This is a genomic window from Spiribacter onubensis, from assembly GCF_040838425.1.
In the GTDB taxonomy this organism is placed as follows: domain Bacteria; phylum Pseudomonadota; class Gammaproteobacteria; order Nitrococcales; family Nitrococcaceae; genus Spiribacter; species Spiribacter onubensis.
In genome coordinates this window covers 130692-150611 of sequence record NZ_JBAKFI010000001.1, presented here as the reverse complement: position 1 = coordinate 150611, position 19920 = coordinate 130692, and the positions used below count along the sequence as shown (strand labels likewise).

The 19920-nt window shown below is 64.5% G+C and carries 21 protein-coding genes and 1 tRNA gene; 11 read left to right on the top strand and 11 right to left on the bottom strand.

What is annotated here, in order from left to right; genetic code table 11:
- Positions 1–9 precede the first annotated feature (9 nt).
- A complete protein-coding gene (ispG, locus tag V6X63_RS00760; protein ID WP_367966681.1) occupies positions 10–1251 on the top strand; it encodes a flavodoxin-dependent (E)-4-hydroxy-3-methylbut-2-enyl-diphosphate synthase in 1242 nt (413 codons plus the stop codon).
- Positions 1252–1272: 21 nt separating this feature from the next.
- On the opposite strand, the gene fdxA is transcribed toward ispG, so the two are convergent.
- Genes fdxA through V6X63_RS00740 form a run of 4 tightly spaced genes read right to left on the bottom strand, consistent with a single transcriptional unit; the run spans position 1273 to position 4568 of the window.
- Positions 1273–1596, bottom strand: coding sequence for a ferredoxin FdxA (fdxA, locus tag V6X63_RS00755; protein WP_367966680.1), 324 nt, complete (start codon positions 1594–1596; stop codon positions 1273–1275).
- A gap of 2 nt (positions 1597–1598) precedes the next feature.
- Positions 1599–2075, bottom strand: a complete 477-nt coding sequence (locus V6X63_RS00750) for an Rrf2 family transcriptional regulator (protein WP_367967834.1) — start codon at positions 2073–2075, stop codon at positions 1599–1601.
- 19 nt (positions 2076–2094) lie between these two features.
- Positions 2095–2916, bottom strand: coding sequence for a bifunctional hydroxymethylpyrimidine kinase/phosphomethylpyrimidine kinase (gene thiD / locus V6X63_RS00745; protein WP_367966679.1), 822 nt, complete (start codon positions 2914–2916; stop codon positions 2095–2097).
- On the bottom strand, positions 2913–4568 hold the full coding sequence (locus V6X63_RS00740) for a class I adenylate-forming enzyme family protein (protein WP_367977877.1): 1656 nt from the start codon (positions 4566–4568) through the stop codon (positions 2913–2915). Before V6X63_RS00740 ends, thiD begins: the two co-directional genes overlap by 4 nt.
- Between V6X63_RS00740 and V6X63_RS00735 the strand changes: the two genes are divergently transcribed.
- Positions 4524–5324 (top strand): TatD family hydrolase, encoded by an 801-nt coding sequence (locus tag V6X63_RS00735; protein WP_367966677.1) that lies wholly within the window; start codon positions 4524–4526, stop codon positions 5322–5324. The genes V6X63_RS00740 and V6X63_RS00735 overlap by 45 nt on opposite strands.
- On the opposite strand, the gene dusA is transcribed toward V6X63_RS00735, so the two are convergent.
- Positions 5281–6357: a tRNA dihydrouridine(20/20a) synthase DusA gene (gene dusA, locus V6X63_RS00730; RefSeq protein WP_367977876.1), complete on the bottom strand. Its 1077-nt coding sequence runs from the start codon at positions 6355–6357 to the stop codon at positions 5281–5283. The genes V6X63_RS00735 and dusA overlap by 44 nt on opposite strands.
- 54 nt (positions 6358–6411) lie before the next feature.
- Between dusA and V6X63_RS00725 the strand changes: the two genes are divergently transcribed.
- The 3 genes from V6X63_RS00725 (at position 6412) to V6X63_RS00715 (ending at position 7604) form a co-directional block, all read left to right on the top strand.
- Entirely contained in the window at positions 6412–6648 is a 237-nt protein-coding gene (locus V6X63_RS00725) for a glutaredoxin family protein (protein ID WP_367966675.1), read from the top strand.
- Entirely contained in the window at positions 6645–7214 is a 570-nt protein-coding gene (locus V6X63_RS00720) for a L,D-transpeptidase family protein (RefSeq protein WP_367977875.1), read from the top strand. The genes V6X63_RS00725 and V6X63_RS00720 overlap by 4 nt, the downstream gene beginning before the upstream one ends.
- A 120-nt stretch (positions 7215–7334) precedes the next feature.
- The gene (locus V6X63_RS00715) at positions 7335–7604 is read left to right on the top strand and encodes an Lpp/OprI family alanine-zipper lipoprotein (RefSeq protein WP_367966673.1); all 270 of its coding nucleotides are present in this window, start codon (positions 7335–7337) and stop codon (positions 7602–7604) included.
- Positions 7605–7651: 47 nt separating this feature from the next.
- Here the strand turns inward: V6X63_RS00715 and V6X63_RS00710 are convergent, their stop codons facing one another.
- On the bottom strand, positions 7652–8584 hold the full coding sequence (locus V6X63_RS00710; RefSeq protein ID WP_367977874.1) for a L,D-transpeptidase family protein: 933 nt from the start codon (positions 8582–8584) through the stop codon (positions 7652–7654).
- Between the two features lie 182 nt (positions 8585–8766).
- Here V6X63_RS00710 and V6X63_RS00705 point away from each other — a divergent pair, with 182 nt between their 5' ends.
- The 3 genes from V6X63_RS00705 to V6X63_RS00695 all read left to right on the top strand — a co-directional run bounded on the left by V6X63_RS00705 (position 8767) and on the right by V6X63_RS00695 (position 11332).
- Positions 8767–9012, top strand: a complete 246-nt coding sequence (locus tag V6X63_RS00705) for a DUF1244 domain-containing protein (RefSeq protein WP_367966672.1) — start codon at positions 8767–8769, stop codon at positions 9010–9012.
- A gap of 51 nt (positions 9013–9063) precedes the next feature.
- Positions 9064–9642, top strand: a complete 579-nt coding sequence (locus V6X63_RS00700) for a hypothetical protein (protein ID WP_367977873.1) — start codon at positions 9064–9066, stop codon at positions 9640–9642.
- Positions 9643–9844: 202 nt separating this feature from the next.
- Positions 9845–11332, top strand: coding sequence for an NADP-dependent isocitrate dehydrogenase (locus V6X63_RS00695; protein WP_367977872.1), 1488 nt, complete (start codon positions 9845–9847; stop codon positions 11330–11332).
- 296 nt (positions 11333–11628) lie between these two features.
- Here the strand turns inward: V6X63_RS00695 and V6X63_RS00690 are convergent.
- Positions 11629–11718: transfer RNA gene (locus tag V6X63_RS00690), tRNA-Ser, on the bottom strand.
- 29 nt (positions 11719–11747) lie between these two features.
- Positions 11748–12791, bottom strand: coding sequence for a quinone-dependent dihydroorotate dehydrogenase (locus V6X63_RS00685; RefSeq protein WP_367966669.1), 1044 nt, complete (start codon positions 12789–12791; stop codon positions 11748–11750).
- A 74-nt stretch (positions 12792–12865) separates the two neighbouring features.
- Here V6X63_RS00685 and V6X63_RS00680 point away from each other — a divergent pair, with 74 nt between their 5' ends.
- Together V6X63_RS00680 and V6X63_RS00675 are read left to right on the top strand one after the other, a co-directional pair.
- Positions 12866–13633 (top strand): ParA family protein, encoded by a 768-nt coding sequence (locus V6X63_RS00680; protein WP_367966668.1) that lies wholly within the window; start codon positions 12866–12868, stop codon positions 13631–13633.
- Entirely contained in the window at positions 13630–14112 is a 483-nt protein-coding gene (locus V6X63_RS00675) for a DUF6231 family protein (RefSeq protein WP_367977871.1), read from the top strand. Before V6X63_RS00680 ends, V6X63_RS00675 begins: the two co-directional genes overlap by 4 nt.
- Positions 14113–14118: 6 nt before the next feature.
- Here the strand turns inward: V6X63_RS00675 and V6X63_RS00670 are convergent, their stop codons facing one another.
- Complete coding sequence (locus V6X63_RS00670) at positions 14119–14970, bottom strand: alpha/beta hydrolase (protein ID WP_367977870.1); 852 nt, start codon at positions 14968–14970, stop codon at positions 14119–14121.
- A 109-nt stretch (positions 14971–15079) separates the two neighbouring features.
- Between V6X63_RS00670 and V6X63_RS00665 the strand changes: the two genes are divergently transcribed.
- Positions 15080–17176: a carboxy terminal-processing peptidase gene (locus V6X63_RS00665; protein WP_367977869.1), complete on the top strand. Its 2097-nt coding sequence runs from the start codon at positions 15080–15082 to the stop codon at positions 17174–17176.
- Here V6X63_RS00665 and recJ read toward each other — a convergent pair.
- Positions 17158–18903 (bottom strand): single-stranded-DNA-specific exonuclease RecJ, encoded by a 1746-nt coding sequence (gene recJ, locus V6X63_RS00660; RefSeq protein ID WP_367977868.1) that lies wholly within the window; start codon positions 18901–18903, stop codon positions 17158–17160. The two genes, V6X63_RS00665 and recJ, sit on opposite strands and share 19 nt — an antisense overlap.
- A complete protein-coding gene (locus tag V6X63_RS00655; protein WP_367977867.1) occupies positions 18900–19916 on the bottom strand; it encodes a hypothetical protein in 1017 nt (338 codons plus the stop codon). The genes recJ and V6X63_RS00655 overlap by 4 nt, the downstream gene beginning before the upstream one ends.
- Between the last annotated feature and the right edge of the window lie 4 nt (positions 19917–19920).

Genomic DNA, 19920 nt, shown 5'->3' with positions numbered 1-19920 from the left:
ATTGCGGGTATGAATGAGATTCCCGGTTATCAGAGACGCCATAGTGTGCCGGTGAAGGTCGGCCACGTCACGGTGGGCGGCGACGCACCGGTGGTCGTGCAGTCCATGACCAACACCGATACCGTCGACGAGATCCGCACCGCCATCCAGGTGGCCGATCTCGCCCGGGCGGGGTCGGAGCTGGTGCGGATCACCGTCAACAACGAAGAGGCGGCCCGCGCCGTCCCGGCCATCCGCCGCCGCCTGGATGACATGGGCGTCGACGTGCCATTGGTGGGTGACTTCCACTTCAATGGCCATCGCCTGCTCAAGGCGGTCCCCGAGTGTGGCGAGGCACTGGCGAAACTACGCATCAACCCGGGCAACGTCGGCAAGGGCAGTCGCCGCGATCCGCAGTTCGCCGAAGTCATCGAGATTGCGCGTGACTTCGATCGGCCCGTCCGCATCGGCGTCAACTGGGGGAGTCTGGATCAGGATCTCCTCTCGCGGCTCATGGACGAGAACGCCCGCCGGGCTGATCCGCAGCCGCCCGAGGCGGTGATGCGCGAGGCCGTAGTGGTCTCATCGCTGGAGAGCGCGGAGCGCGCCGAGGCGCTCGGCCTGCCCCACGACCGCATCATCATCTCCTGCAAGATGAGCCGGGTGCAGGACCTCATCAGTGTCTACGAGGATCTTGCCACGCGCTGCGAGTACCCCCTGCATCTGGGCCTCACTGAAGCCGGCATGGGCTCCAAGGGTATCGTTGCCTCTACCGCTGCCCTTTCGGTGCTGCTCCAGCAGGGCATTGGCGATACGATCCGGATATCGCTGACGCCGGAGCCCGGCGGTGACCGGACCCAGGAAGTGGTCGTGGCGCAGGAGATCCTGCAGACCATGGGCCTGCGGAATTTCACGCCGCTGGTGGCCGCCTGCCCGGGCTGCGGTCGGACCACGAGCACCTTCTTCCAGGAGCTGGCCGACGAGATCCAGACCCACGTACGGGAGCGGATGCCCGTGTGGCGGGAGCGGTATCCGGGGGTGGAGTCGATGAGCCTGGCGGTAATGGGCTGCGTCGTGAACGGTCCGGGGGAGAGCCGTCAGGCGGATATCGGCATCAGCCTGCCCGGCACCGGTGAGAAACCCGTGGCACCGGTTTACGAGGATGGCGAGAAGACCGTCACCCTGAAGGGCGAGACCATCGCCGATGACTTCAAGGCGATCGTCGAGCGCTACGTCGAGCGTCGCTACGGTCAGGGAACCTCGCGCGCCTGAGGGGCAGCGGCGCCGCGGGCGCTATTCCTCCAGCCATCGCCGCTTGTCGCTGACTCCCTCCCATTCCCCGGCGTCCGGCGGCGGATCCTCGCGGCGGTTGATGACCGGCCACTGACGCGACAGGCGTTCATTGAGGGCGATGTAGTCCTGCTGGTCCGCCGGCACTTCGTCATCCGGGTAGATCGCGTCGACCGGGCATTCCGGCACGCAAACCGCGCAATCGATGCACTCGAGCGGGTCGATGACCAGGAAGTTCGGCCCACCGTGGAAGCAGTCCACCGGGCAGACCTCCACGCAGTCGGTATACCGGCAGCGGACGCAGGGGTCGGTCACCACATAGGTCATGATCAGCCCGCGCCCGTCGGCAGCTGACGCCGATTCGACAGCGCACCGCAGACATCACAGCGCCAGGGTCCCCGTCCATACTGGCGCTGCATGGCCTCGCGGATTTCCGGACGGGTGGCGAAATCCGCCAGCGTGATCCCGCGCAGGAATGTCTCGATCTGCTCCGCCAGTCCGGACCAGAGTTTATCGTCGAGCGACGAATTCGCGCGTCGCGGTCCACCCTGGCCATCCATCAGCGTGATGATCTCGCCGATAGAGATCGTCTGCGCGGGCCTGCCCAGTCGATATCCCCCGCCGGGCCCCGGCGTACCCCGGACGAGTCCTGCCCGCCGGAGCTTCCAGAAAATCTGGTCGATGTAGGACATCGATATGCCCTGGCATACCGACACCTCCGACAGCGGCACGGCGCCGGCGTCGTTGTGTATCGCAAGATGCATCAGTGCGCTTACCGCGTACCGGCTTTTCGCGGACAGTCTGATCATCGGTCCATTATGCCAATCATTGGGTGGTCGGCGTCAGTCCAAACGGCATGACGGTATGACCGTGATTCACGGGACCATGGCCATGCCCGAGGGCGACCGCCGTCTCGAGGGCCTGCTGCAGGTAATCCCGCCCTCGCCGGACCGCGGCCTCGAGATCGAGCCCACGCCCGATTCCCTCGGCAATGGCAGAGGCCAGGGTGCAGCCCGTGCCATGGTCACTCGTGGTGGCGATCCGGACGTGGCGCAGATGGGTCAGGCCCTGGGGTGTGGCGAGGACATCCTCCAGCCCCGCCCCCGCGAGATGGCCGCCCTTCAGCAGCACGGCCCCGCAGCCGAGCGCCAGCAACGCCTCGGCCGCCGCCGGCATGGCCTCTACTCCCTCTATCGGGCGGCCAAGCAGTGCCTCCGCCTCGGGAATGTTGGGCGTAATGAGTCGGGCACACGGAATGAGGCTGTCACGCAGATGCGCCATCGCTTCCTCCGCGACAAGGCGGTCACCGCTCTGCGCGACCATCACCGGGTCGACGACCAGCGGCACGTCGGTCGCACCCGCATCGAGTTCGCCCACCACGGCATCGATTACCGCGGCATCATGGAGCATACCGGTCTTGATGCAGTCGACGCCCAGGTCATCCAGCACCGAGCGCATCTGTTCGCGAATGAATGCCGGTTCGACGCCTCGGACCCCCTGGACGCCAAGCGTATTCTGCGCGGTCAGCGCCGTGATGGCGGTCATCGCATAGCCACCGAGCGCCGTGACGGTCTTGATGTCGGCCTGGATACCCGCACCCCCGCCGGCGTCGGATCCAGCGATGATGAGAATGCGCGCCGGTGTCATGACCCCTCTTTCCATGTTGCCTCGATGTGCTCTTCGCGTGCCCGCCGTCGATCCGGTTTGCCGGCACCGGTGACTGGCAATGCCTCGACGATCTGCAGTGTCGCCGGATGCTTGAAGCGGGCCAGCCGGTCGTCAAGCCATTCGCGGATCGCCGGCAGCGCATCATGCGCCGGCCCGGTCACCCAGGCAACGGGACGTTCTCCCCAGCGCTCGTCAGGTACTCCGAACACCATCACGCCCTTGATGGCGGGGTGTTCGCCGAGGAGCCTCTCGACCTCCTCCGCCGCGATGTTCTCCCCGCCGCTGACGATGACATTGTCGATGCGTCCCACAATGAAGACGCGTCCCTCGGAATCCTCCCGGGCCAGATCGCCGCTACGGATCCAGCCATCATCGGTCCAGCGCGCCCGGCTGCGCTCAGGGTCATCAAGGTAGCCATCGAAGTCGTGCGGGCTGCGGAGCTGGAGCTCGCCGGAATCCCCGATCGCCACCGGGCTCCCGTCGACGGGATCGACAATCCGGTAATCACAATGGAAGAAACTGGTCCCGACGCTTGCCCGCTCGGTCACCGCGCTCGTGGGGTCGTCCATGGCCCGGGCGTTGATGAAATTCGAGGGTCCCGCCTCAGTGAGTCCATATGACTGGCGGATGATGATCCCACGCGCCAGGAACGGGGCCATGCTGGTCTCCGCGCAGGGCGCTCCCGCGGTGGTGATGGCCTCCAGTGACGCCAGGGAGGCTTCGGGGAATGCTGGATCCTCGGCTATTACCCTTAGCATGGCCTCGACGGCGCCGAGGTGATTGATGCGATGGATATCAATGGTTTGCAGCACACTCGCCGGATCGAATGCCGACGGCACCACGGCACAGCCACCGGCGTACAGAATGGGCAGGACCGTGTTCCAGCCCCCGACATGAAAGAGCGGGAAGAGCACCAGCTCACGACGCCCCGCAAGCCCCTCCGGTGCGGCAACGAGCAGCTCCACGGCATTCCATACCATCTGCCGGTGGCTGATCCGGCAGATCTTGGGCAGTCCGGTGCTGCCACCCGTGTGGATCAGCAGACAGGTATCCGCCAGGGCCAGCGCATGATTGACCGGCCGCGGCGTGACTCGCGCCAGCGCCTGCTCCACCGGGCTGTCGGCGGTGCCAAACTCCAGCCTGGGCAGGATGGCAACCGCCTTGCCCAGCCCCTCGATGTAGTCGCCGAGCGCCGACTCCGACAGCAGCAAGGCGGGCTGAAGCCGCGACAGGATGTCGTCGGCCTCCGTCGGACTGAGGCGGTGACTGACCGGCGCGATGACGATCCCCGTCTTGCCTGCCGCCATGAAGATCTCGATCGCCTCCAGCCGATTGCGGCTCAGCAACGCGACCACGTCGCCCTGCCCAAGCCCCAGCGAGTCGACCATCCAGGTCGCCCAGCGGCGTGCCCGGTCATCCAGTTCGCGATAGGTCAGCTGCAGACCACTCTCCGGATCGACCAGTGCGGTACGGTCCGGCGTGAGGCACCGGCGCCGTCCGGCCCAGTCGCCCACCCAGTTCATCGGGCGTTGGTCAGCGCAGTATTCGGTATTCATCGTCAGCGGGAATTCCAGCAGAATGGCAGGATGAAGTACAACGGCCTTGTCGATATCGGTGTCAACCTGACCCATCGGCGTTTTGACGAGGATCGCGCCGACGTCATCGGGCGCGCCGCGGACGTCGGCGTCACATCGATGATCCTGACCGGGGTGAGTGTCGAGGAATCCCGCGCCGCGGTCGCGATGGCGGCACAATATCCCGACGCGATGGGGGCCACGGTCGGCATCCATCCCCACCATGCCGCCGAGTGGACCGAGGACAGCCTCCCGGTGCTTGAGGCTCTACTCGATGCGACTGCCACGGCAGCCATCGGCGAGACTGGACTGGATTACTATCGTGACTTCTCGCCCCGTTCCGTCCAGCGACAGGTTTTCACGGCCCAGCTCGAACTCGCCGCCCGAACGGGGCGTCCCGCCTTTCTTCATCAGCGCGATGCCGAAACCGATTTCCTCGCCATCATGCAGGAGTATCGTCCCTATCTGCCGGGGGCGGTGCTGCATTGCTTCACCGGCGATCAGGGCCTGCTCGACGCCTGCCTTGAGCTTGACCTGCACATCGGTGTCACCGGCTGGGTCACGGATGAACGCCGCGGCGGCGCATTGCGGGATTGTGTGCCGGCCATCCCGGCGGAGCGGTTGATGATTGAGACCGACGCGCCCTTCCTGCTACCCCGTGATTTGCCCACCAAACCCGCAAGCCGACGCAATGAACCCGCTTTTCTGCCGCATATCCTTGAGGCTGTGGCGGAACTCAGGGCTGAAGACCCCGATTCGCTCGGTGTGATCACGGCGACCAACAGTCGGGCGTTCTTCGGCCTGGATCGCTGACGCCGGACTGGTCATTGGAAACGGCGGCGTCGGCTGGCCGGCCGCCGGCGGGGACGGCACATGCCCGGGCGGCCAGTGCCGCGTCGATGACCTCAGGGCCGGCACCCTTACGCGCCGCCGCCTCGCTCAGTGTACGCCGCCAGACCCGGGCGCCCGGAAGACCCTGGAACAGACCGGCCAGGTGGCGGGTGAAGCGCGTCATCGGAATGCCGCCATGCCAGCGCGCGGCAACGTAATCCCGATAGGCAAGTGCCACCGCCGTGCGATCCGACGGCGGCCGATCGCGTTCGCCAAAAATGCGGGCATCGGCGTCAGCAAGCAGCCAGGGGTTGTGATAGGCCTCGCGACCGATCATGACACCGTCAAGCGGACCCAGCCATTCCGCTGCGGTATCCAGACTGCGTATTCCACCATTGAGCACGATCGGCAGATCAGGGAATGCCGTCTTGAGCGCCGCGACCGTCTCATAGCGCAGCGGCGGCACCTCCCGGTTTTCCTTGGGTGAAAGCCCCTGCAGCCACGCCTTCCGCGCATGCACGATGAGGACGTCCGCGCCACCGGCTACGATCTGCTCAGTGAAATGGCAGAGCTGGTCGAAACGGTCATCGTCGTCCACACCGATACGCGATTTGACCGTGACGGGCAGCGCTGTCGATTCGCGCATACTGGCAACCAGTTCCCGGACGAGGGTTGGCTCACGCATCAGGCAGGCGCCAAACCGCCCCGACTGAACCCGGCTGCTGGGGCAGCCGACATTGAGATTGACCTCGTCGTACCCCCATTGCTCGGCCAGTGCGCTCGCATGGGCGAGCTGTTCCGGGTCGCTGCCGCCCAGCTGCACCGCCACCGGTGACTCGTCGGGATGACCGGCGAGAAAGCGTTCCGCACGGCCGTACCAGAGCGCCTGGACGGGTACCATTTCGGTGTACAACCGGGTATGCCGGCTGATCAGGCGCAGCAGATAACGGCATGCCGGATCGGTCCAGTCCATCATCGGGGCGACGCTGAGGCGGAGGTCCGCAGTGATACTCATGGGCGATGCAGTCGCGTTATGCTTTTGGCTGAACGATGACGGGACATGACGATCATGCAATCCATCCGATTCTACACGACATCAGGCTGTCACCTCTGCGATGAGGCCTGGCAACTGCTTGAACCGGTGGCGCGGCGACGCGGCCTGGCGGTCGAGCATGTCGATATAATGGACGACCCGGAGGCCGAGGCGGATTATGCGGAGGCGATTCCCGTCATCGTATGCGACCAGCGGTCGCAGCCTCTCTACTGGCCATTCGACACAGCCGATCTCTACCGGTATCTCCCGTGAGCCGACTCGCTACGGCACTGTTCGCCATTCTCTGCGTCGGCCTGCTGCTCAATCCGCGCGGTGCCCATGCCTCCTCGGATACGGGCGAGGTCTGGGTGCACGTCGATACCGAATCGGCGGTGACCGAGGTATGGCGTGGCGAACAGCGTCTCATGCGACTCGATGACGTCGCCTTTGGCCGGGGCGGCATATCGGACCTTCATTTCAGGGGTGATCACACGACACCGACGGGTGAGTTCAGAATTACCCGGTTCAATCGGGAAAGCCGATTTCATATTTTCATCGGTATTAATTACCCGACCCTTGCCCATCTTGATGAAGCCCGTCGGCGGGGGGCGATGACGGAAGCGGAATATACGAACGCCCTCCGGCATGGCCTGGAACACGGGGAGTTCCCGCAGGATGGCACGCTTGGCGGGTATATCGGGTTCCACGGCATCGGTAAGGGCAATCCTGCCATTCACCGTGACTTTCACTGGACCCAGGGCTGCATTGCACTCACGAATGAGCAGATCGAAACGCTGCATTCTGTTGTCACAATCGGTACGCCGGTGGTGATTGAATAGCCTTTCCGGGGGGTTGAAAGTCGGACGCCGGCGAGCAATCATGCGACCGACGATCACGGCGAATTGGCGCCGTTGATGTCCGTCGGATTCAAACGTCAGGACAAGACGAAGGAGTTTCATATGACCCAGTCGCTCAAAACGCTGCTCAAGCTGAGCGCTGCCACCGCCTCCATGGGGCTGCTCGTGGGTTGCGCCACGCAGGCGTCCACGGAAGACCTGCAGGCTCAGATTGATGATGTCCGTGCGCTGGCCGAGGCCGCGATGGACGAGGCGAGCACTGCCATGGTGACCGCGGAAGGCGCCGAGACCGTCGCCAATGCCGCTCAGGAAACGGCGAACGAGAACAGCGAGAAGATCGATCGCATGTTCGAGGAGTCGATGTACAAGTAGGCTCCGCCCCGACGGACCCAGTCAGAACCCCGCTCCGGCGGGGTTTTTTATTGCCGCACGACGGAGGACCACTGACCGGTATCCGTCGGGCTGATATCCAGACTTCTCGAGACAACGACCGGAATGCCGCTCGCGGTGCCGACAGAACGGGTGAGCCGGTCGTGGTCCACCCTCGCCGGCCCTTCATCGAGAATGCCGGCGAGCGCGCGCACGGCATCCCGAACCGGCGGTGGTTTCAGCGGGTCATAGGCGTTTTCGGCGTCCGCCGGCAGTACGGGATGCGCCTCGATCAGCAGCTCGCCGGCCATCCAGCCGGCCTTGACCGGCTGATTCACGATGCGGACGTCCGTCCCGACCGGGAGGCGCTCGAACAATGACTCCACGTCCTCGGGGAACATGCGGATGCAGCCGTGGGTCACCCGCATGCCAATACCCCGTGGTTCATTGGTGCCGTGGATCAGATACGCCCCGCCGGGGATATCCAGGCGCATCTTGTGGCGCCCGAGCGGGTTATCGGGCCCTGGCGGGACGGCGCTTGGCAGTGGCCGGCCCTGGGCGGCCCGCTCGGTCAGGATGGACTCCGGCGGGAACCAGTAAGGGTCTTCGGTCTTCTCGGTGATCCGGGTCTCGCCCAGCGGCGTTCCCCAATCCATGCGCCCGACGCTGATCGGATAGGTCTCAACCCGACGGAGATCCTGCGCATCGGCGGGCGGATAATAATAGAGCCGCATTTCCGCGAGATTGATCACGACACCGTCCCTGGGCGCCGCGGGAAGGATGAACCGGCTCGGAATGACGATTTCCGTGCCCTCACCCGGCAACCACACATCCACGTCGGGGTTTGCCCGACGCATCTCCTCATAGCCGACGCCATATTCACGGCCGAGCGCCAGAAGCGTGTCTTCGCGGTCAGCGGTGACCCTCTGCACATGCCCGACCACATCCACATTGGGCGGTGGCAGCGGAAAGCTGAGGGCCATCGCGAGCGAGGGGATACCCATCCACCACGCCAGTGCACAGATCCGAGCGAGACTGATTATTCCTGCCGTTCCCATCACCCTGCCCTGCTCATATCCGGATGACCGTTTCTCCCGCTGATCCACGGCGCGCTGACATAATGTACCTCGAAATGCACGCAACCCGTCTGCTGAGGATCACAGCCATGGATGACCTGCAACGCACCGAGATCGAGGCCGCCGCATTCCGCGCGCTCATTGCGCACCTTCGCGAGCGTACCGATGTCCAGAATATCGACCTCATGAACCTGGCCGGGTTCTGCCGCAACTGTCTGGCGCGCTGGTATGCGGAGGCCGCCGCCGAGCGGGGCATTGAGCTGGATAAGGAAACCGCGCGCGAGATCACTCACGGCATGCCGTATGCCGAGTGGAAAGCACGGTATCAGACATAAATCAGTCTGATAGGGGTTCGTTTTGGCGCCGCTTTGCGCAATAATACAGGTATGAGCCTCAAGTATATGACAGGAAAGCTTCTGGCCGCGGTCACCCTGACGTTGGTGACTGCTCCTGTCGTCCATGCCCAGTCACCCGACTGGCGACTGGGGCTCCAGCCCGAGCTCGAGCTCACCTCACACCTCAGTGAGCGTCTTGACATCCGATTCGGAGTGAACCGTGAATCGCCCGAGATCGGAATGGCTCGGCGTACCGCTTTCTCGCTCGTCGACGAGTCGATGCAGTTCTCCGCCCTTGTGGACTGGTCCCTGCATGAGAGCGGTCTGCGGATGACGGGAGGCGCCCTTTACGGTGAAGAGCTGCTGGACGCCGACTCTTTCAGCATGCCCGGGCTCGATACAGAGGATATGCGTACCTACCTTGGTGTTGGCTGGGACAACGATCTCGGCACCCAGGGGCGCCTGGGGCTCTCGCTGGACATGGGCCTGACCTTTGAAGGCGTCGCCGATACCCTTGATTCCGGACGCCCATCCCCGAGCGCGGCCGCAGACAGCACCATGCTGGGTGATACCTTCGAGAGCTTCCGCTATACACCCAGCTTCTCCGCCGGCGTCGAGTACCGCTTCTAGCATTCCACGACCTCCCGAATCGCTCCGTCTCCGCTCCTGTCCGCCTGCGGGCGTAACCACGCAGCCTCGGCCTAACCGTTCGGTTTTTCCGAATGAATAAGCCGAACAATTATATTTTTCTTTCGGCCCGATCCCCAGCATGCTTACCCGCAGGACAGCGGCAAGGCCTTAGCGCCGGCCATCAGCAGAGACGGAGGATCCCATGCCAGAGGCCATCGCAGAGATTCAAAGGGTAAAGCAGGCGTCCCAACAGGCGGTCCCGGTCACGGTAGCGCCGGGGGACGGAATAGGACCAGCGATCATGCAGGCCTCGCTTGAGGTGCTTGAGGCCGCCGGGGCGCAACTGTCGATCAACACCATCGACATCGGCGAATCCGTCTACCGGGCGGGCCATAGTGCGGGTATCAGCGATGCCGCCTGGGAGAGCCTGCGGGAGACGGGCGTCTTCTTCAAAGCGCCCATCACCACGCCGCAGGGTGGCGGTTACAAGAGCCTCAACGTAACCATCCGCAAAAGCCTCGGCCTTTTCGCCAATATCCGCCCATGCAGCGCGCTGGCGCCCTTTATCCCGACCCGCCACCCGGAGATGGACCTGGTGGTGATCCGCGAGAATGAGGAGGACCTCTACGCCGGCATTGAGCATCGCCAGACCGACGAGGTCTATCAGTGCCTGAAGCTCATTTCGCGGCCGGGTTGCGAGAAAATCATCCGCTACGCCTTTGAATACGCCCGCGCCAATGGCCGCCGCAAGGTGAGCTGCTTTACCAAGGACAACATCATGAAAATGACCGATGGCCTATTCCATCGAGTCTTTGATGAGGTCGCGGCCGACTACCCGGGCATTGCCACGGACCACTGGATTATCGACATTGCCGCCGCGCGACTGGCCGACACACCGGAAATGTTCGATGTCGTTGTCATGCCCAACCTCTACGGCGACATACTGTCCGACATCGCCGCGCAGATCAGCGGTTCGGTGGGACTTGCCCCGTCCGCTAACATCGGCGTCCACGGCGCCATGTTCGAGGCCATCCACGGCTCCGCTCCGCCGCTCGCCGGTCGGGATATCGCCAATCCATCGGGCCTGCTACGCGCCGGCGTCATGATGCTGCTGCACCTGGGACAGACCGAGGCCGCAGAGCGCATCCAGAATGCCTGGCTGAAAACCATTGAGGACGGTATCCATACGGCTGACGTCTATCGTGACGGGGTGTCGACCCGCAGGGTGGGCACAAAAGCGTTTGCCGACGCCGTCATCGAGCGGATTGGTGAACGCCCGGAACGGCTGGCCGAAGCGCATTATGCGACGGCGTCCGCACCGATAATCCCGGTCCAACCGACTGCACCGGCACCGGCAAAGAAGACGCTGGTCGGGGTGGATGTATTCATCCACAGCAGGCAGACCCCGCAGGCGCTGGCCGACTCGCTGCAATGCTGCCAGGCCGGGGAGATGGCGCTGGAGATGATCACCAACCGCGGCGTCAAAGTCTGGCCGAACGGGATGCCGGAGACATTCTGCACCGATCACTGGCGATGCCGATTCATGGCCGCCAGCGGGGAGACCATGAGCAAACGCGCCCTGATCGATCTTCTCGATCGGCTCGCCGATGCGGGGATCGACTTTGTCAAGACAGAACAGCTCTATGCCTTTGATGGTGAACGTGGTTACTCACTGGGGCAGGGTCAATAGGGCAATCGCCTCATGGCGATTGGTCGAACCCGATCTGCCTGCTCCGGGGGTTCGAACCCCGGCACTGCATCAGACACAAAAAAGGGGCCGGTGGCCCCGTTTTTGTGTCTGGCGGAGAGGGAGGGATTGATTCGGCCCTCATCCTTCGGGCCTCACCCTTCGGGCGCCTCGCTCATGCTCGGCGTCCCAACTGCCTGTCGGCAGTTGGTCGAACCCATCCTTTGCTTGCTCCGGGGGTTCGAACCCCGGCACTGCATCAGACACAAAAAAGGGGCCGGTGGCCCCGTTTTTGTGTCTGGCGGAGAGGGAGGGATTCGAACCCCCGGAGCCCGTGAGGACTCAACGGATTTCAAGTCCGCCGCATTCGACCACTCTGCCACCTCTCCAGGGCGATGATTGTCCATCGGGGGAGGCGTCAGGACAAGTCCCGGGTGGCGGGACAGAGGTCGCGGATCTCGGCAGCGGACTCGCGGACGAGGCGCGGGCCCCTGTAGATGAGCCCCGTGTAGAGCTGGACGAGGTCCGCGCCGGCCTGCATTTTCTCTACCGCATCCGTCGGGCTCATGATGCCTCCGACGGCGATGACCGGCAGGTCGGGGCCGGCCTGGTGGCGGATCTGTCGCACGACCTCCGTGGCTCGGGCGCGCAGGGGTGCACCGCTCAGGCCACCGGTTTCGTCCGCATGGCGACTGCCGGCCACCTGGCTGTGGTCGATGGTCGTATTTGTGGCCGTAATGCCGTCGATACCACATTCCAGTAGGGCATCGACGAGACCTCGCAGGTCGTCATCGGTCAGGTCAGGCGCGATCTTGACGACAAGCGGGACGCGATGCCCGGTCTTCGCCTCCAGCACCGTCTGCTCGTGCTGAAGACGCTGGACGAGCCCGGTCAGTTCCCTGCCCGCCTGCAGCGAGCGCAGGCCCGGTGTATTGGGCGACGAGAGGTTGACGACCACGTAATCAGCAATGGCATGGACTGCACGCAGGCAGTGTCGGTAATCGTCCGCAGCGTGCTCCAGTGGCGTATTGCGGTTCTTGCCGATATTGATGCCAATGGGGATGTCCACATGGCGCCGCGCAGCCTTCACCGCCTCACAGAGGTGATCCACTCCCTGATTATTGAACCCCAGCCGGTTGATGAGCGCCTCATGCGCCGGCAGCCGAAACAGGCGGGGCGCCGGATTGCCAGGCTGCCCCACCGGTGTCACGGTTCCCAGCTCGACGAAACCGAATCCCATCGCCGCAAGTCCCCGGACATGATCACCATTCTTGTCCAGTCCCGCCGAGAGGCCGACGGCATTGCGGAACCGCAGCCCCATCATGCGCCTCTCATCCTCCACCGGTGACGGCAGAAACCACCGGCCACCGAACCGCGCGAGGCCATCCATTGACCCCAGCGCCAGGTCATGGGCACGTTCCGGCGGCATCATGAAGAGCAGTCGTTTCAGTACGCTAAACATAGGAGCACTCGACCCGGGTACAAGACGTGCCTAGACTGACTGTCAGAAGGGAGCAGTCTATCAGGAGTCACGGGATGCGCCGGGTAATATTCAATCAGAAGGGCGGCGTAGGCAAATCGACGATCACCTGCAATCTGGCGGCAATCGCCGCTTATCGTGGCCTGCGCACGCTGGTGGTGGATCTCGATTCGCAGGCCAATGCGACGCATTACCTGCTCGGTGAATCAGTCGACGATCCCGGGGAATCGGTCGCCGGATACTTCGAAGACACGCTGAGCTTCCGAATCTATCCCCGCGATATAACGGAAATTTCCCGACCAACGCGATATGAGAACCTGGCGGTGGTTGCCGCTCATCCCGAACTCGAGACCCTGCAGGGTCGGCTGGAATCGCGATACAAGATCTATAAGCTCCGCGAATCCCTCTCCGCGCTGGAGGATTTCGACCGCGTCTATATCGACACGCCGCCGGCGCTGAACTTCTACACCCGCTCGGCGCTGATCGCGGCGGACCGCTGTCTCGTGCCCTTCGACTGCGACGCCTTCGCCCGGCAGGCGCTTGACGAGCTGACTGCGGCCGTCGAGGAGCTGCGCCTCGACCATAATCCGGCGCTCGACATCGAGGCCATCGTGGTCAACCAGTTCCAGTCACGCGCCCGCCTCCCCCGCGAGCTGGCCGACGAGCTGCGCGATCGCGGTAACCCGGTCGCCGAGCCCTTCCTCCCGGCGTCGGTCAAGGTGCGCGAATCCCATCAGGCGGCGCGTCCACTGATCGATCTCGCTCCAAGGCACAAGCTCACCGAGGCATACATCGCCCTGCACGATGCCCTGGAGTCGGCGTGAATACACAGGCCCCGGATACGCTGGAACTGCTGGACACGGCAATCGAGTCGGCGGGTGAGGACATGTCGCTGGTCGTTACGGATGCGTCGCCGCTCCGCCGGGCGCTGGCCGACCGCAGGGTCATGCTGTTCGGCCCCGACGCCGCGGCATCGCACCTCGACGGGCTACCGCGGGCGGCGCTGGCCGTGGTCGACGGAGCATCCGCGTTTCCATCGGCCACCGGGGCAATACAGTTGGTCGGGCGTCTGCGCGATCTGCATGCCGACCGCGTCCTCGTCATCGCCAGCGGCGAGCCTGATGGGCACCTGGGCCGCCAGGAACTCATCGGTCTCGGCTTCCAGCGCTGGGGCAGCAGTCGGGATCCGGATGGCCGCCGCCGCTGGTACGAGTTTGATATCGCCCATTACAAGGTAACGCCAGACTGGCTCAATGCACGCCACTGGGCCAACCCGGAGCTCTGGGACAAATACCGCTGGTAGGGAGGGCTAGCGCACGCCCTTCTGCCAGATCCACCGGATGACGGTATCAGCGGCCTGCTGCCAGCCCGGCTCGAGCATCATGGCATGTCCCATGCCTGGTAGTGACCCCCAGTCGCATCCCCAGAGGTCGGCCACCGCGCGGGTCTCGTCCGCACTGAACAGGGCGTCGTCCTCCGCGGCGAGGACGCGCATGGGAACGGATGCCGGGGCGAGCCATGGACGGCCAGCCGCATGCACATTCATGTCCCAGAGGGCGCGCTGGGATTCACGCTGGACCCGCCGGGCATACTCGGTCAGCTTTTCGTCGGGCGTCTGTTCCGAGAATATGGCCCGCTGCGCCACGTCGGTGTCGATCACCCCGGAGCCGAACGTCTGCATGAGACCATACTGCGCATAGAGCCATGGATCGCTCACCGCCATCCGCAGCGTTGCCGGCAGAAGGCCCTGCGGGGGAACCGGCGCCATCAGCACGGCGGATGAGGCTGGAAACCGCTCCAGATAGCGCTGGACGACGAGTGCGCCCATGGAATGGCCGACCAGGACCGGCGGCGGTCCGTCAAGGTCGGCGATGACTCTCTCCAGATCCGCGACGTACTCCCGGACCCCATAGGTATCCAGCCTGGCATGCCCGTCGCTGCCACCATGTCCGCGCAGACTGGGCGCGACGGCGTGAAATCCGCAGGAAGCGAAATAATCCAGGAAATGCGCCTCCCAGCACCATCCCCCCAGGAACGCCCCATGGACAAACACCACCGGTGTGGCGCGTGCGACACCCTCGTTCACCGGGGCGGCCCGGAGGATCTCCAGGGCTGGTGCGTCCTCGCGGTGCCAGTTCGGCCAACGAAAATCAACGAACATTGGTTCCCCTACCGTTGCGATGCGGCTACGCTAGCAGATCCGTCAGGGGATTTTCCTGCCCTACGGGATGTCAGAGTGGTTACAGTCGCTGAAGGCACGAGGCAGAACATTGATCCGAGCCACAATCACGCACGCCCTCCTGGCCATGGCCCTGCTGTTCACGCAGCCCGCCCTGTCACTCGCCGCCGAGGCCATAGAGCCCGAACCGCTCCAGGAGCGTGCGGGACAGGTTGTTGGCGAATTGCTGTCGCGCTATCACTACAACGACCTGCAGACCAATGATCAACTCTCGGAGGAAGTCTACCGGGCCTACTTCGACGCCCTGGACCCCAGGCGTTTCTACTTCACCGCGGCGGACCTCGAGGCCTTTGCGGATCGCAGTGACCGGCTTGACGATGAAATACGCACAGGACGCCTCGATACCGCCTACGCCATCTTCGAGCGTTATCGCCAGCGCGTGAACGAGCGGAGTGATCATGCGCTCGACGTGCTCGGTTCAGGGCTCGATTTCAACAGCGCGGAGACCCTCGAACTCGACCGCTCGGATGTCGACTGGGCGGGTTCGTCGGAAGAACTGGATGAACTCTGGCGCAAGCGTGTGGTGAACGACGCCCTCACGCAGAAACTCAACGGTCGTGAGGTTGAGGAGATCAAGGCGTCCCTCGCCGGTCGCTACAAGCGCTTGTCCCGGACCCTCTCGCAGTACACGGCAGAGGATGTCTTTCAGGTCTTCATGACCGCCTGGGCCGGCGAGTTCGACCCCCACAGCAGTTATATGTCACCGCGCACCTCCGAGAACTTCGATATCAATATGCGGCTTTCGCTGGAAGGGATCGGTGCACTGCTCAGCAACGAGGGAGAATTCGTCGAGATCGTCGAGCTCATCGCCGGTGGCCCGGCGGAAACCAGCGGCCAGCTCAAGGCCGGTGACCGCATCGTTGGTGTTGGCCAGGAACCGAATGACATCCAGGATGTGGTCGGCTGGCGGCTCGCCGATGTTGTCGACCTGATCCGCGGCCCCAAGGGTTCGGAGGTCCATCTGCGCATCCTACCCAGCGCGCGCGGCAGTGACTCCCGCGAACGGGTCATTACGCTCACCCGCAACACCATAGAGCTGGAGGAGCAGGCTGCCCGGGCCGAAGTCCGCGAGGTGGAGCGGGAAGAGGGCCTGGAGCGCATCGGCGTCATCGAGATACCTGCCTTCTATGCGGATTTCGGCGCCGCGAACGCCGGCGATGAGGACTATCGCAGCACCACGCGGGATGTCAGCGAGCTGCTCGCCAGCAAGGCACTGGCGGATATCGATGGCCTCGTCATCGACCTGCGCGGCAATGCGGGCGGGTCATTGGAAGAGGCAGTCCGCATGACCGGGTTGTTCATCGACCGGGGGCCTGTGGTCCAGGTTCATCGCAGCAACGGGCGGCGCGAAGTCCTCACGGATCCAGCCGCGGAGCCGGCCATTTATGACGGTCCTCTCGGGGTGCTTGTGGACGGCCGCAGCGCATCCGCCTCGGAGATATTCGCAGCGGCCATGCAGGACTATGGCCGGGGGGTGGTCATGGGTGACCAGACCTTCGGCAAGGGCACGGTTCAGACGCTGGTTGGCCTCGAGCGCTTTGGCGTGGGTGATGAGCAGACGCCCAGCGGTCGGCTCAAGCTGACCATCGCCAAGTTCTACCGGATCAATGGCGAGAGCACTCAGCTTGAGGGCGTAACGCCGGACCTGGAGATGCCCTACCCACAGGCCAGCGACAGCATGGGTGAGCGTGCCGCGGACAACGCCCTGCCCTGGGACACGATCCGCTCAGCCGATTATGTCCGCATCGGCCGGCTCGATGGCCTGATCAATACGCTCCGTCGCCACCACCAGCAACGGCTCAGACTCGATCCTGCGCTCCAGGCGGTGGCCGGCGAGGCATCCCGCCTCGAAGCGGAGCGGGACAGGACGCGGGTCTCACTCAACGAGGCGGAACGACGCGCTGAGATCGATGCAGCCGAGGCCGCACGACTCGCGGCGGTCAATGCCCAGCTGACGGCGTATGGGCGCGAGCCGCTCGATAGCCTCGACGGGCTGGAGCCGGACATGGTGCCCGACGTGCTGCTGGACGAGGCGGTGGAAGTGGTGGCTGATCTGGCTGAACTCCAGGCCGGCGGAACGCCGAGGATGGTCGGTCGGCTGTCACCCGTTCAGGCAGCGGCAAGGTAGTCGATGACCAGCTGGAGTCGATCGACTCCCCGATAGCGATTCACGTCGAGGCGGAAAGCCGCCTCGATTTCTTCGGGCACCTGTGAAAAGCCATTGTCAACGGCGTTGAATGCGATCGCATCGATCGCCTGCCGATTGGCACCGAGCGGGCTCAGCCGGAGCTTGAGGTGATCCACCCCGACGATCCGCTGTTCGCGGACCAGAAACCGATCGTGGAAAACGGGCTCAGGAAATCCTGCGCCCCATGGCCCCGCATAGCGAAGCGTTGAGGCGGTCTCGAGGCAATAGTCCTGCGGGGACAGTATGCCGTCGGTCCAGAGGGTCTCTTCGGCCGGCTCATCCCCGAGCCATTCCCTGGCGAGCTCGGTTATTCCAGACTTGAACGCATCGAAATCCTCCGATCGCACGCTCAGCCCCGCGGCCATGGCATGACCGCCGAAGCGCAGGATGAGACTGCCGCCGCTGCGCGTATCCAGGGCCTCGAATAGATCGCGCATATGCAATCCTGGTATTGAGCGGGCCGAGCCCTTCAACTCGCCATTGTCCGCCGGTGCGAAAGCCACGACCGGGCGCCTGAAGCGCTCCTTCAGCCGTGACGCGACGATCCCGACGACGCCCTGATGCCAGTCGTCCGCCATCAGGCAGAGTATCGGTGCCATCTCCCCTGCCGCCGCTTCGGCATGGGCCTCGATATCGGCAAGTGCGGTCTCCCGCATACCCCGTTCCAGGGCACGTCGCTCCCGATTGAGCGCCTCCAGGCTTGTCGCGCGTTCATCGGCCTCCGGCCTGTCGCCAGCGAGCAATGTTTCGATACCGCGACTCATGTCATCAAGGCGACCGGCGGCATTGAGCCGTGGCGCGGCGCCAAACCCGAGATCCATGGCATTGGCGCGGGCCGGATCGCGACCGGCGGCGTTCAGCAACGCCAGCACCCCCGGCGTCGCCTGACCGGCCCTGATCCGGCGCAGGCCCTGTTCGACGAGCAGCCGATTGACACGGTCCAGTGGCACGACGTCGGCCACCGTGCCCAGCGCGACAAGATCGAGGTTATCGACCAGCGCGGGCTCCGGGCGCGCCGCACTGAACCAGGCCCGCTCGCGGAGAGTCGCACGCACGGCGAGCATCGTGTAGAAACACACACCGACGCCTGCCAGATGCCGACCTGCAAAGTCCGGCGACCCGATATGCGGATTGACGATGGCCAGCGCTCCCGGTAGCGATTCGCCCGGCAGGTGGTGATCGGTGACCACGACGCCGATTCCCGCTGCCTGCGCGGCCTCCACGCCGGCGTGGGCGCTGACTCCGTTATCAACGGTCAGGATCAGATCGGGGATATACGACCTGGCGACCTCGACGAGCGCGGGCGTCAGGCCATAACCGAACTGGAAGCGATTGGGCACCAGATAGTCGATCCGGTCGGCGCCCATGGCATGTAACGCCCGTACAGCAAGCGCGGTGCTGGTCGCACCATCGGCATCGAAGTCGCCGACCACCAGAATCCGCTGCCCGGCGGTGATGGCGTCGGCCAACACCCTCGCCGCCGTGTCGACCCCCTGGAGCGACGCCGGATGGGGTAGCTGATTGAGCCGATAATCGAGCTCATCGGCTCGAGTAACGCCGCGGCCGCGATAGATCCTGGTCAGTAGCGGGGAGAGTCCAGCCGGCAGATCATCATGGCCTGTCGGGAGGGGCCGCTCGCGGATCTCGACGGCATCGCGCCGGTTCATTCGACCACCAGCCATTCCCTGAGCGGCTTTGGCCGGCGCCATAATCGCCACCGGTCAACGGGGGTGATGCGATGCGTCCAGCCGTTGGCGCAGCGCAGTTCCACACGACCGCCATGCTCGAAGACCAGATCACGGAGGATTCCTGCGTATCCGCTCTCAAAGCGCTGCAGGGCACCCAGCCACGCCTCGGCATCTCCGCCCAGCAGCGCGCGTTCCGCATCCGTCCAGACAAATGCCCTCGGGCCACCTTCCGCCAGCGACATGGCGGGCGGGACATCCCGTTCGTACTGCACGTCGCTGCTGCTCCGAACCAACCCGCGTGCGATGGGGTCATCGCCGTGGATGATGCGCACCGGCAGAGTCAGCCGTCCGTTGCTACGGCGTCCGCCACCCCAGAACCAGAGTCCGTTGATGGGGAGCTCGCCGCGGGACTGTCGAGCGGTATTGGCCGGATGGTCATGCAGGAACATCTGCACTTCGTTGAGAAGTTTCCGCCAGGGCCGGGCCGCTGCGTCATTCGGGATAACGGTATCCAGATAGCGCCCGGCAACGGTTGAGAGCGGCGGCAGATCCGGACCCGGAGCCGACTCGGCAATGAGGAGCCATTCGCCGCCCCGGACCTGAAGTGAAAGCCCATCTTCAGAGAACAGATGATTGAAATCACGACAGATCGTCTCTGCCTCGTCGGCGGGCGGGTTCAGGGTATCGCCGGCAAACAGCAGCAGCCGGTCCCGATCCGGCCGCAGATGCGTCGGTGCGGCTCGGTAGCACACGCGATCCCCCGGAATGTCGAATTCAGCGGCCAGGAGATCCCCCACTGATGGCGCCGGCTCGGCCAGGGAACGCAGTAGTCCTTCTCCGTCTGAACGCGATGCCGCGTGGCCGCCCGATCGGCCGAGCAGTGCCTCCAGCACCGGAAACGAGCCCACCGCCGGCAGGGCATCGGCCAGCGTCGCCGGCACGGGCCCCAGCAGTCCGGGCGCCAGACAGATCAGCTCGCCACGCCCCGCCATGGAC